This window comes from Burkholderia sp. Tr-20390, from assembly GCF_017104595.1.
Taxonomy (GTDB): Bacteria; Pseudomonadota; Gammaproteobacteria; order Burkholderiales; family Burkholderiaceae; genus Burkholderia.
Window position 1 is genome coordinate 13,439 of the sequence record NZ_JAAGPC010000020.1, and the last position, 12,404, is coordinate 25,842.

The following is a 12,404-nucleotide window of genomic DNA, read 5'->3' on the forward strand; positions in this document are numbered from 1 at the left end:
ATACATGGCAACGTACAAGGAACTGAAAGCCCAAATGGAAGCTTTGGCCGAGAAAGCCGAAGCTGCACGTGCCGCGGAATTCCAGGCGATCGTCGACGACATCCGCACCAAAGTTGCGGAATTCGGCATTACCGAGAAAGACATTTTCGGTACGCGTCGTGGTCGACCGGCCAAGCAAGCGGCCGCCCCCGTGCAGGCAAAGTATCGCGACCCGAAGACCGGGGCAACCTGGTCGGGCCGCGGTCGCGCGCCCGCATGGATCAAGGACGCGAAGAATCGCAATCGATTCCTGATCCAGGAATAAGATTCTCGACGCGCACCGGCGCGCGCTAGCGCGCCGCCCTGCTATTTGGGCATCGATACCGGCGGTATTTAAAGGCCGCTCCGGTGTGGTGACGGTTTGCGCCATCCGGCGCGTGGTTGCACGCTACGCGCCGGATTTCATGCTGCCCAATATTTCCTGATTCAACGTTCGTAATAAATCGCAAGCCAGACGGATTGCGTTGCTTCGTGCGTCCACGCAACGCGATGACGGCAATGCGGCTCGATCAGCACGTAGTCGCCGGGATGCATTTCATGGCGCGTCGGGCCTTCTTCGAATTCGAGTACGGCTGCGCCCGACAGCAGCATGACCCATTCGGCGCGCGAGTCGTCATACCAAAAGCCATCGGGGCTCGTGTGCCCCATCGACACGATTCGCTCTACGTCCAGACGCTGCCCGGTGACGAGGCGGTCGATTTGTTCATCTTCACCGCGCTCGCCATCGGTGGTGAAAAGATTGCCGGTTTGAAGTTGCATGGGGTGGCCTCGTCGATGATCGTCGGGGGAAAGAATCGCGCGTCGAGTGACGCGGACTTTCACCGCAGTCTAACGATCGCCATTGACGCTGACTCGTTTCATCGGAAACAGCATCATAGCGTTCCACATGCCTGAAATCGGCCGCGGATTCAACCCGTCGACACATCGAATTGATGAACGCGCTCAGCGGATGTATCGAAGTCCCGTATCGCTCGCGGACGTTCACACTCGATCCAGCGGAACGGTAAGCAGGTCGATCACCGCTTGCGTCTCGGGGCGCACGCCGCGCCACCACGCAAAGGCTTCCGCCGCCTGCTCCACCAGCATGCCGACACCATCCGCTACACCGGCGACCCCTGCATTGCGCGCCAGTCGCAAGAACGGCGTGAGGTGCTTGCCATAGGCCAGTTCATAGGCTGTGCCATGCGGGCTGAACACGCCGGGCGGCACGGGCGGCAAATCGCCTGTCAGACTCGCGGACGTCGCGTTGACCACCAGATCGAAGCGCCCCATGCGCTCGAGTTCCCCGTAAGCGCATGCCGTTATCGGCCCATACGAAGCCAATTGCACTGCCAGCGCTTGCGCTTTCTCGACGTGACGATTTGCCACCACCAGTTGTGCGGGGCGCGCGCCCAGGAAGGGAAGCAACGCGCCGCGGGCCGCGCCGCCGGCACCCAGCAGCAACACACGCTTGCCCGCGAACGGCGTGTGAAGATTCACCTCGATATCACGCAGCAGGCCGATGCCGTCGAAGTTGTCTGCGAGAATCCGGCCGCCGTCGAACTTGAACGCGTTCGCCGCGCCTGCGAGCGTCGCGCGCTCGCTGCGCTCATCGGCCATGTCGAATGCCGCAAGCTTGAACGGCGCCGTGATGTTCATGCCCTTGCCGCCGGCCGCGATAAATTTCCGCACCGTTGCCGCGAACGCGTCATCCGGTTCGCACGGCCCCTCGATGGCCGTGTAGTGCATCGCCTGCTGCGTCGCTTCGGCGAAAAGCCCATGAATCAGCGGGGATTTCGTATGGCCGATCGGATTGCCGATCACCGCATAGGTATCGCTCATCGTCGCCTCACTTGTCGAACAGCACGCCATCGGTTTGCATCGCATCGATCTCGGCGGGCGTGAAACCCAGCGATTGCGCGACTTCGGCATTGTGCTGCCCCAGATCGGGGGCAACCTCGCGGATCGTGGTATCGCATGCGGAAAACCGGAACGGCAGATTCGGCAGGCGCAGCGTGCCGTAACGCGGATGCTCCTGTTCGACGATCATGCCGCGTGCCTGAATTTGCGGATCGGCGATCACTTCGTCGATACGTTGCACCTTCGCGCAAGGCACATCGATGCCGTCGAGCAGTTCGAGAATCTGCGTCACCGTGCGCGCGGCGACCCACGGCTCGACCACGCCGAGAATGTCCAGCCGATGCGTATTGCGACCCACGCTATGGTGAAACCGCTCGTCGGTGCCAAAGCCGCGCGGGGCGCCGCTCGCTTCGATCAGCGACGCGAAGCGCTTCCACGCATCGTCCACCTGCGCGGCGATCACGAGATCGCCATCGATCGCGCGAAACACACCATAAAGCGTCGAGCCGGGCATGTCGTGCCCGGTCTGTTCGGGCAGCACATCTGCAAGCGTGTAGCACTGGACCGCATATTCGTGCATCGAGACGAGCGTGTCGTAAAGCGCCATGTCGATGTGCTGCCCGCGCCCGCTTTTCACGCGGCCGAGCAGTGCCGCATTGATGGCCGCGACCGCATGAATGCCCGTGTACATGTCCCCGAGCGAAATACGCAGCAGCGGTGGGCGGTCGCCGGGCGTGCCGACCATCTGCATGATGCCGCTCTTGGCCTCGGCGATCAGTCCGAAACCCGCGCGATGGGCGTCCGGCCCCGTGTGGCCATACGCGGAAATGGAGCAGTAGACCAGCCCTGGATTGCGCGCGGAAAGCGCTTCGTAGCCGAGCCCAAGCTTGTCGAGCGCGCCGGGCCGATAATTCTCCACGAATACGTCGGCCGAATCGCAGAGCCGCTCCATGAAGGCCTTTCCGCGCGGGTCCTTCATGTTCACGCTGACGCCGCGCTTGCCCATATTGAGCTGCAGAAAATAACCGCTCGAGCGATCGTCAAGCACGGTCGCGTGCTGGCGTCCCGCATCGCCGCTGCCCGGTCGCTCGACCTTGATCACTTCCGCGCCCAGCGCCGCGAGGCAGCGCCCCACATACGGACCCGCGAGAAAGTGGCTGTAGTCGACGACACGAATCCCTTCCAGTGGACGCGCCTGTTTCATCGTTCAGCTCCCGGCCGGCGCGGCACCATCAGACGATGCTCACCTCGCTGCACGACTTCGCCGTGCTGATTGATCAGCTCCGACGGAATCGTCACGATGCCCCAATCCGGGCGGCTCTTGCTCGGGCGCATCGCACCGATGCGAAACTTCACATGCAGCACGTCATCGACCTTGATCGGCAGAACGAAGTCCCAGCTCCAGCCCAGCGACATGCCCGGCACAAAGCGATAATCGCTCCGGGTCTTCAGGCCATCGGCAATCGAAAGACCAAACAATCCATGCGCAACGAGGCAGCCAAAGTGGCTCGCGTTCGCATACGCTTCGTCGACGTGCACAGGTGTGTGATCGCCGGTGAGATCGGCGTACGCGAGAATGCGTTCCTTCGTGACGGTGTAGCTCGGGCTCACGCATTCGTCGCCTTCGCGTGCGTCGTCCCAGTATTTTTCGACGATGGTCATGTCATGCCTCCGCGCGCGGATTGATGGCGAGCGCCTGGCCCACGCAGCGCGCGGGTTTCGCCTGAATGAATTCGATGGCGAGACCATCGGGCAATCGCAGCCAGTTCGCACCTTGCGGCATGGGCTGCACGTCGTAGCGGCGGGCGGCGGCGAGCGAGGCTTCCACGTCCTCACACATGATGCCGAGGTGGCCAAGCCTTCCTTCGGGGCCCGAAAAATCCGGCTGGTGGATGAACTGCATGCCGCCGAGCGTCCAGTACTGGCGCGGCGCTTCGGTCGTGCCGTCGACCTCGCGCATCGTCATGCCGAACACCTCCTCGAAAAAGCGGATGTGCCAGTGGATGTCGCGCACGAAGACGGCGACGTGTTCGAGATAGGCTTTCGGTTGGCTCATGCTTGCGCCTCCGCTTTCCGGCGGTCGGCCATCGCGCGCTCGATGCCCTTGATGCACGCAACCAACGTGGCGTTGACGGGCGTCGGCACACCGTAACGCGCGCCCCAGCGCACGACCGAGCCGTTGATGAAGTCGATTTCGGTCATGGAACCTTTTTCGAGGCTTTGCAGCATCGACGTCTTGAACGCAGCGGGCAAGCCCTCGGCGGCAAGCGACCACGCCTGCTCCGGATCGTTCATCGACAGTGTGACGCCTGCCGCCTTCGCGGCCGCGATCGCTTCCGCGACGGCCGCCAGCGAAGTGGCCTTGAGCAGCGGCTCGTCATAAAGCTGGCCGTAAGTCAGCGACGTGATGCCGGTCAGCGCGCCCGTCGCGACATTCACGAGCAGCTTGTCCCACATGGTGCCGACGATGTTGTCGCTCACCTGCGTGTCGAGGCCCGCGTGACTGAATGCGTCGGCAATACGTCGAACGCGATCCGTCACGCGTCCGTCCAGTTCGCCGATGATGGTGTGCTTGCCCACGACGCCCGACTCGATGTGCCCCATGCCGCGCAGTACGCCCCCCACATAGGTCTTGCCCGCGAGCACGCGTTCGCGACCCACGGCGTCGGCAAGAATGTCTTCGTGACCGAGGCCGTTTTGCAGTGACAGCACCAGCGTTTCAGGCCCCACCAGCGCTTGCGCGCCGCGAATCGCCGCATCGGTGTGAAACGATTTGACGAGCACGATCACGACTTCGGCCACCCCCGCTTCGTCCGGCCGGGTGGTCGCGCGGACTTGCACCTGGCGCGTGCCGCTTGCGTCGTCGACGCGCAGGCCGTGGGCGCGCATCGCATTGACATGATCGGGCGAGCGGTCGATCAGCCAGGTCTCATGACCGCCTTCGGTGAGCGTCGCGCCAATCGCGCAGCCCAGCGCGCCGGCACCCAGAATGGCAATTTTCAAGAGCGTCTCCTTAACGTGTGACGTCACGATAGGAGCCGCCGCATCATGTCGCAATACAATGGATACAATGTCGTCATTGCTACACGCAATAACACTGACCTGCGATGATTCCGACCGATCTGCCCGACCTCAAGCTGCTGCAATTGTTCGACCTGCTTTACGACACGCGCAGCGTTACGCGCGTGGCCGAACAACTCGGCCAGAGCCAGCCGACCGTCAGCATCTGGCTCGCGCGGTTGCGCGAGCATTTGCACGATCCCCTTTTTATCCGGACGCCCGGCGGCATGGCGCCCACACCGCAAGCGGATGCGCTGATCGGCCCATGTCGGGAGATTCTCGAATCGTTGCGGCGCTTCTCGGCGTGGGAAATCGCCTTCGATCCAGCGACCGCGCAGAGACGTTTTCGCATCTGCATGACCGATGCGAGTCACGTAACGCTGCTGCCGCGTCTGCTCGCCTACGTGCGCGCGCAAGCGCCACGCGTGCGCCTGGAAGCTGCGCGGATCGACGGCAACACGGAACGCGCGCTCGAATCGGGCGAGGCCGATCTTGCGATCGGATACGTGCCGTGGCTGAGCGGCGGCATCTATCAGCAACAGCTATACGAGCAGGATTGGGTGTGCCTGGCGAATCGCCATCATCCGCGTATTCACAAGCGGCTCGGCGTCAAGGCGTATCGCACCGAAGGCCATGTGGCGATCACGGGAGGAACGGGCACGGCGCTGCTCGAGCAGGCGCTCGTGCGGGAGCGCATTGAACGGCAGGTGGTGCTTGAATTGCCCGGTTTTCTGGGGCTCGGCGCCATTGTGCAGACCACCGATCTGATCACGACCTTGCCGCGCCATATCGGCGAGACGCTGGCTCAGGCCAGCGATCTCTCGGTACATCCCTGCCCCATTCCCGTCGAGGGCTTCGCCGTTCGGCAACACTGGCACGCGCGCTACCATCAGGAGGCCGGCAATCGCTGGCTGCGTTCGGTCGTTGCCCGGCTGTTCGGCATGTCTGGAGCGGACGTTACCGGCTGACGATTTGCCGTTACGGCATCGATGTCTGCGGGTTCATCGCAACGATCGCGCGCACGCTCGCGGCAGGATGGGCGCCGTGACGGAAAGCGATCGTTGGCATGCCCGTCGAACATCAGCGATGGTCGCGCCGGCACAAGCCGCACCTCAGACGTCGCAAGTATTGCGGCCGGTGCAATGCCGCCAAGGGCACTCGATTCCTTTCAACACATATCGATTGCCTTCCACATGAAAGGAATGGCGACCGATCCGTGCCGCGGGAATAAAACCATGCCGGCTCCGGTATATCGGGGCGTCAGGCCGCTCACCACGCCGAGCGAGCCGGTGCACGACGCCCAACCGAACCGGAGAGACCGCAATGTCACACCCCAACCACGTCGCCTACACACGCTTCGCGATCGCCATGCACTGGTCGATCGCCATCTTGATCCTGTTGAACCTGATGATCGGGATCTACATGGATACCTTTCCGCACAACTCGTCTCAGTTCAACGGCATCCTGTTCTATCACGCGTCGATCGGCAGCCTGATCTTCATGCTGACCGTGCCACGCCTCGCGTGGCGTGCGACACATACGCCGCCGCCGCTGCCGGCCAGTGTTCCGGCATGGCAGGCGCGGATCGCCGGTGCACTGCACGGCGTGCTGTACCTGCTGCTGTGTCTCGTGCCGCTGACCGGCTACGTGCACCGCCTCGCTGGCGCCCATCCGGTCAGTTTCTTCGGCATCACGGAATTGCCGGTGCTGGTTGGCCGCGACGAACCGCTGCGACTCCTGACCGATTCGCTGCATCGCGCGCTGGTGCTGACGCTGGGCTTGCTGCTGGTCATGCACGTCGCGGCCGGACTGAAACACAAGTTCGTCGATCGGGACGGTGTCGCGGAGCGGATGGGAATCTGAGCGCGACCTGGCGGTTGATGTTCGCCCGAAACGGCCACCCGAACATCGGGATCCCAAGCAGCCGACATTCGTCGCTGTACGCAATGTGGATGTGGGGTGATCGTCCCGCCATGCAGCAACTTCGTCACTGCCTGCAGAACGAACGATCGACGAGGGGAATTTTCAGCTCACGACACTCGCTCGAGGTGGGGTGCTGCCGGAAGAGTGCTGCTTTGCCGGAGTAGTGCAGCCACTACTCCGGACTTCCACGCCGGCGATCAGAAGCCGTGGTACATGCCGATGTTGACTTGAACCTGGTTGCCGCCCGATGCGGTGTTGCCAAAGTCCGCAACCGACGCCTGAGCGCCCTTGGCATGAACGTACCCGCCCATCGCGTACAGCGCGGTGCTCTTCGACAGCGAGTACGTCGCACCCAGCGACACCTGGTTGATCGACGCCATCGTGCGGCCCTCGGCAGCCAGCGCTGGTGTGGCCGCGGAGCCGTAGACATACGTGTACCCGGTCGCCAGCGACAGCGCCGGCGTTACCTGGTACTGCAGGAGCGCACCCAGCACGTTGAAGTGGATCGACGGCTGGCCAGCATTGCCCTGGTACTGCGCGTTCGAGTAGCGCAAGCCGGCCGTGTACGGACCGATCTGATATTGCGTGGCGACTTGCGCGATGCCCGCGCTCTTGAATGCATTGCCGCCGTTGTAACCCGAACTCGGATAGCCCAGCGCACCACCGAAACTCGGCTGCGCCGTTGCGTTCATCCACCCGTTCTCACCCTGGTTTGCCGCATGGAAATAGCCGCCGGCGACCGTCAGACCGCCCTGAGCGTAGTTCGCCGCCACCGACCACGACTGGCCCGAACCCATCGAACCGGCCACGCCGCCGAACGAGTACGCGCCTTCGGCCTGGAAGCCGTGGATGAGCGGCGAAATGTACTTCACGGCGCTGTTCTGGTTCGTCGTGTTGTCGTTGTTGTCCACGTCGCCCGGGGTCGAGAACGTCGACGCCGAAATGGCGTCGCCCGTCAGGACCTGAACCATTTCCGTCACGGCGTCGAGCTGGCGTCCCAGACGCACGGTACCGTACTGATCGGAAGCGAGGGATACGTATGCCTGGCGGTTGAACAACGAGCGCGTGGAACCGATGGGCCCCTGGCCGCCTATGCCGCCCGTCCCAATGTTGAAGCCGTTTTCGATCTTGAAGATCGCCTTGAGGCCGCCACCGAGATCCTCCGTCCCCCTGAGGCCCCACTTGTTCGAACCTGCGGCACCCCCATCGAGGCCGAACCGCTTGTGGCCATTGATGTTCGACGTGTAGCCGATACCTGCATCGAGCATGCCGTACAGGGTGATCGACGACTGTGCCATTGCTGCCGACGATGCTGCGAAGGCGGCAACAGCGATAACGCTGACCTTGATTTTCTTGTTTTTCATCTGTATTTCACTGTCAGGAGTGGTTGCGGGATTGTTTGAAACGGGTTTTGTTGTATTCGAAGGCAGATGACGGCGCACGGCCTACGCGTCGTCTCAGGTTGCAACAGCCGGCTTCATGTTCTCCAGATCGGCATATTCGTCTCGATCATTTCGTTATCCTCAAAATTTCATGCAGGAAGGCGCCTCGCATCTCGACCTGTCCGGCATTCCATCGATTGGAACCATCGCGGCGTCCCGCCTGGACGAAAGCCGCTGCGTTGCTTTTGTTGTCGCTCGAGCCATGCGGCACCGTGGATGGGTCATGTGCCGATTCCACGAAGCCGAAAAACTCGAGCAGATCACCGCGCTAAGCCGAACGTTTCTCCGATGGCATTTCGAAGAAGTACTCCATTGTCATGGTCCAAGCCCACGCACTACCCGCGACGACAAACGGCCTGGGCATACCCGCCTCGACCGCCAGTCGATCAATCGGCCGGTCAGCCGCTGGCGACGGGCACGAACCGTTTCGCCAAGCGACACCGCAGCCGGGGCGCGCTTTGCAGGTGCGAAAAACCATATCAGGAACATAAATCGTCGTCAAAATTAGTTTGATATAAGTTAATCGCGTCTGATAACCCTTAGCTTTATCGGGATTTCCCTAATAGGAACCGGCGCCAAGGCAAAGCATTGGGGGGATCCGCGCGGCCACTCTGATGCACGCCCAGGAAAAGATCTGGTGTCGCACGAGAGCCCCTACGCAACGACTGCAGACGATCTCTGCCCTGACGTTCGAAGCGCGCGAAATAGGTGCGAGAAGCCGGTATTCTGGTTGGCATCGCGGGGGCCAATGCGTTGGGACCGAAACGCACTCCGCTCTATCGAAGCGTTCGCAGATGTCGAGGCTTCGTTTGGCTCCTGAAGAGTCGAAAAGCCGGATGCATGCTTCTTCGGACACATGTCACTATCGATGCAAGTGGAATCAACCGGCCGAAGTAGCCTATGTTGGCGATCGACTCGACGACGGCTTAGTGTCCGGACGACAGGCGGACCTGGTGGCCGTATTGTTGCAGCGCGGTGCTAGCGATCGTCCGGCCCGCTCCGAACGGCCCCGCAATTCGGTCACGCCGGTCCATGTGCATTTTCCAAATTTTTTTCGGCACCTGCGCGGATGATTACCCGAAAGTCGTTGGATATTGTTCGTATCGTTGCCGCGGTGGCAACAACACTCCAACCTCAGAAAGGGCAAATCATGGCTAAATCACACGCAAAATCTGCTACTCCGTCGACCCAAACGGGGCGGGCTCCGATGTCTCAGGCCGCAGCATCACGTATTCAGAGCGCCACGGCGCGTGCGCATCGCGGCATAGTCCCCGCTGGGTCGTTCTCGGCACGAGCGAGCAGCGCCGCGGCAGCTCATACCCAATCGGAATCGGGTGGCGAGAAGTAAGGCCATGTGCTTTTCCAACCTCTCCCGCGCCAAGGGCTCCCGGCAGCGTCAGCAAGGGTAAAGATCGCGAGGGAATCGCGCGCGCCCCACGGGTACTCCGAGGTAGTGCGCGCGCCTACCGGCGCGACGGCAAATGTAAAGAAGAAAGCGCTGTTCGACGCATACCAACCGAGAATCCAGCATGATCACAAAAAAGAAGACAGCTCAGCCTCCCTTTCCTCGCCTCGGCGAGGTGTACCGTGCGATGGCCGTGGCGCTCGGCACGAAAGACAGCCATCAACGGGTTGACGAACTCGCCAGCCGCGGCGACTTCGACTGGTCCTTGTTTCCATCACTTGCCGAGGAGCTATTTGTCGCGCCGCTGACGAAGTATGTTGACTCAGACTTCGTCGAACTTGTTCGGCCGTGGTTTGAGCACATGCACATCAGCTACGTCGGCATGGTCTCAAGATGCGCGATCGAGAACCTGACGCGCGAGGAGGCCCTGCCAATTCTCATCAAACACTATTTCGTGCCACACGGCCTGAACGTAATCTACGCGATTCAGCGGGAACTGGGCGGTCCAGAACCGATGACGTTCCTTGACCCGGACCGACACCCGGTCGCAGCGGTGATGGAATGGTTAGAGACGGGCGAAACGAATCCACTCGCTCGGCTCGCATACGATCCGACGAAAAGCGACATTGATCGGAACGAAATCGAGAAATGCAGAAAGTGGAGTAAAGGCCTCGACCTACCCGATCCGCAAAGCATCGTCCGGCTAGCCGCGGCGCTGAAGGAACAAGGGAACATGCATGAAGAGAAAATCAAGCATGTCCGCAGATGGCTGTTGCTTGCGCGTGCGGTCTCATATTTTGAACGCGCCTCGGGGATGCCGATCCGGAACATAATGCGACGGCATCTCCTGCTTGGGATGCCGGACGGCGGGATCCTAGAAGCCCTGCAGGCCGCGGTTGTCGCAGGTTTTGATCGTTTTTCGGCATCGGTCGAATTGGGGCAGCGCTTACACGATCAGCTTTTGCGAACATCCTCGAAGAAACCCGGTGAGAAGGAAAAAGCGAAGGCTGACCTCGATCGACTCGAGCAGATGGTTTGCGCGTCTGCGGGAGACGACCGATTGGACTTTCAGGTCGACTGGTTGAAGGCCAGGTGGTACATGCTCTCGGCGGACTTCGAATCAGCGCTTTCTCACTACGAGGCTGCAGTGCGGGGGGCAAGTTATCGAGCCGGAGAAAAACAACGGGTGCTAGTAGAGGAGGTGCTTGCCGTCGCAGCGCACTTGGGAAGGAGGACTGCACTTAAGAGGCATAAGCACAGCGGAGTGGTCTTTGGATTATTTTCGGACCCTCGCGAGGACGTTCTTGAAGACTGGGAGATCGAGCAGTTTCGTCAACAGTTCTGCCTGTTGTTTCCTGCAGCCGGCAGGTTCCCGGAAGCCCCGAGAGAAGAAAAAGTTATTCTTCCATTTTTGGCACTGGATGCTAGTGAGACGAAAAAGCCGGACCTTCGCAATCCAGACCGGATCGTCACGATTCGGGCGGCGGATGGACAGATCAGGCGTTGGACGCAACTTCGACGTTTTGTTTCCGAGAATCAGTACGACTCAGTCGAAAGCCTGCTCAATGCGGGAGCGTCGGTCGATCTCATCGATGAAAGTGGCGTGTCCGCTTTGCTGGTCGCAATCCAGCGTGCAATGACCAGCGCGGACCGACGCGTGTTGAACGCGCTCCTAAGGCGCCCGCATTCGGCTACTACGATCAACAGCGTTACCGCGAAGAAGCGACTCACGCCTCTTTTGTGCGCTGTCGATTTGGGTGAGCCTGTCGTCGTCGAGACACTTTTATCGATGGGTGCAGCGGCCGACTTGAGAGCTGACATCTCCGACCAGACTCCCCTGTACTACGCGCTCTCCAGGGTCGCGATAGTAAAGAACCCGAATGTCCTACGCGCCACGCTGCTGCAGTCTTTCTTAGAATCTCCGGACGAAATGCAACGCGAGGTTTTCCGACGATACAACGTCAGCTTAGCCGGCGTCTTCGGCGATGGAAACGATATTAGGACTCTGCGTGATCAGCCTCGCTACGCGGAGATATTCGAGAGATGTGCAAACGTACAAGTCGGAGAACAGTCAGGGCGGCATACACTGCCCAAGCTACTACGCATCATTGAATCGTTGCTGGTACATAAGGCCGACCCCAACGCACCTCACCGCTATCCCGCGCCTGGCCGAACACCGCTCATGCTCGCCGCGGAGAGCGATTGCAAGGAAGCCTTCGAACTGATGTATCGATTTGGAGGAGAACCGCTCCAGTGCGATGCGATGGGGATGAATTGCCTGAACATTGCTATCGCCTTTGGTTCGGCGAACGTAGCAGCGAGTGTGCGGGCCGCATCGCAATGAGTCGGGGCCTGCGTATCGGGCGTCGAGTCTGAGCTTGACAGATGGTCGGTAAGGTTTGCTGACCAGTCCCGCGAGTTCCTACGGTCGATCGGCTGTTATAGGTTTCGGATTCAACCCGTCGATATCGGCAATGGCGAAAGCCGCGCGTTCCTCGACGACGGCGATACCGTCATTTTCCGGGGCTGGTGCGAACGCGATGGTTTTGCACGAATCGGCTTCGGCACCAACTATGGAATCGTATTGCCGGTGCCGGCCGCAGAAAGCGCTCATTGACCGCCGGTCATTTCGCAATCGACCGCCGAGACGATGCGAGGACCCTATGCGTGGTCCTCGCGCGTCGAAGCACCCCATC

At 61.1% G+C, this 12,404-nt stretch carries 12 protein-coding genes and 1 pseudogene; 6 read left to right on the forward strand and 7 right to left on the reverse strand.

The window, feature by feature from the left end:
* Positions 1–4 precede the first annotated feature (4 nt).
* The gene (locus tag G3N98_RS08475; protein ID WP_011350136.1) at positions 5–304 is read left to right on the forward strand and encodes an H-NS histone family protein; all 300 of its coding nucleotides are present in this window, start codon (positions 5–7) and stop codon (positions 302–304) included.
* Between the two features lie 161 nt (positions 305–465).
* Here G3N98_RS08475 and G3N98_RS08480 read toward each other — a convergent pair whose 3' ends face one another.
* The 6 genes from G3N98_RS08480 to G3N98_RS08505 all read right to left on the reverse strand — a co-directional run bounded on the left by G3N98_RS08480 (position 466) and on the right by G3N98_RS08505 (position 4,881).
* Positions 466–798, reverse strand: a complete 333-nt coding sequence (locus G3N98_RS08480; protein WP_206147899.1) for a cupin domain-containing protein — start codon at positions 796–798, stop codon at positions 466–468.
* A gap of 222 nt (positions 799–1,020) precedes the next feature.
* Positions 1,021–1,860 carry a shikimate dehydrogenase gene (aroE, locus tag G3N98_RS08485; RefSeq protein WP_206147900.1) on the reverse strand — a complete coding sequence of 280 codons (840 nt, stop codon included), beginning with the start codon at positions 1,858–1,860 and terminating at the stop codon, positions 1,021–1,023.
* 7 nt (positions 1,861–1,867) lie between these two features.
* The gene (locus G3N98_RS08490) at positions 1,868–3,082 is read right to left on the reverse strand and encodes a CoA transferase (protein ID WP_206147901.1); all 1,215 of its coding nucleotides are present in this window, start codon (positions 3,080–3,082) and stop codon (positions 1,868–1,870) included.
* Positions 3,079–3,540 carry a MaoC family dehydratase gene (locus G3N98_RS08495; RefSeq protein WP_206147902.1) on the reverse strand — a complete coding sequence of 154 codons (462 nt, stop codon included), beginning with the start codon at positions 3,538–3,540 and terminating at the stop codon, positions 3,079–3,081. Before G3N98_RS08495 ends, G3N98_RS08490 begins: the two co-directional genes overlap by 4 nt.
* A gap of 1 nt (position 3,541) precedes the next feature.
* Positions 3,542–3,934 carry a VOC family protein gene (locus G3N98_RS08500; RefSeq protein ID WP_089433831.1) on the reverse strand — a complete coding sequence of 131 codons (393 nt, stop codon included), beginning with the start codon at positions 3,932–3,934 and terminating at the stop codon, positions 3,542–3,544.
* Entirely contained in the window at positions 3,931–4,881 is a 951-nt protein-coding gene (locus G3N98_RS08505) for a 2-dehydropantoate 2-reductase (RefSeq protein WP_206147939.1), read from the reverse strand. Before G3N98_RS08505 ends, G3N98_RS08500 begins: the two co-directional genes overlap by 4 nt.
* Positions 4,882–4,985: 104 nt before the next feature.
* Here G3N98_RS08505 and G3N98_RS08510 point away from each other — a divergent pair, with 104 nt between their 5' ends.
* Positions 4,986–5,906 (forward strand): LysR family transcriptional regulator, encoded by a 921-nt coding sequence (locus G3N98_RS08510; RefSeq protein ID WP_206147903.1) that lies wholly within the window; start codon positions 4,986–4,988, stop codon positions 5,904–5,906.
* A 355-nt stretch (positions 5,907–6,261) separates the two neighbouring features.
* The gene (locus G3N98_RS08515) at positions 6,262–6,801 is read left to right on the forward strand and encodes a cytochrome b/b6 domain-containing protein (RefSeq protein WP_089429851.1); all 540 of its coding nucleotides are present in this window, start codon (positions 6,262–6,264) and stop codon (positions 6,799–6,801) included.
* A 257-nt stretch (positions 6,802–7,058) separates the two neighbouring features.
* Here the strand turns inward: G3N98_RS08515 and G3N98_RS08520 are convergent, their stop codons facing one another.
* Positions 7,059–8,225 carry a porin gene (locus G3N98_RS08520; protein ID WP_089429852.1) on the reverse strand — a complete coding sequence of 389 codons (1,167 nt, stop codon included), beginning with the start codon at positions 8,223–8,225 and terminating at the stop codon, positions 7,059–7,061.
* A gap of 169 nt (positions 8,226–8,394) precedes the next feature.
* Here G3N98_RS08520 and G3N98_RS08525 point away from each other — a divergent pair, with 169 nt between their 5' ends.
* From G3N98_RS08525 to G3N98_RS39725, 3 genes and pseudogenes are all read left to right on the forward strand, one after another.
* The gene (locus G3N98_RS08525) at positions 8,395–8,811 is read left to right on the forward strand and encodes a hypothetical protein (RefSeq protein ID WP_206147904.1); all 417 of its coding nucleotides are present in this window, start codon (positions 8,395–8,397) and stop codon (positions 8,809–8,811) included.
* 1,021 nt (positions 8,812–9,832) lie between these two features.
* Positions 9,833–12,052: a hypothetical protein gene (locus tag G3N98_RS08530; protein WP_206147905.1), complete on the forward strand. Its 2,220-nt coding sequence runs from the start codon at positions 9,833–9,835 to the stop codon at positions 12,050–12,052.
* A 111-nt stretch (positions 12,053–12,163) separates the two neighbouring features.
* A pseudogene (locus G3N98_RS39725) lies at positions 12,164–12,325 on the forward strand (fumarylacetoacetase); the annotation flags it as partial.
* Positions 12,326–12,404 lie beyond the last annotated feature (79 nt).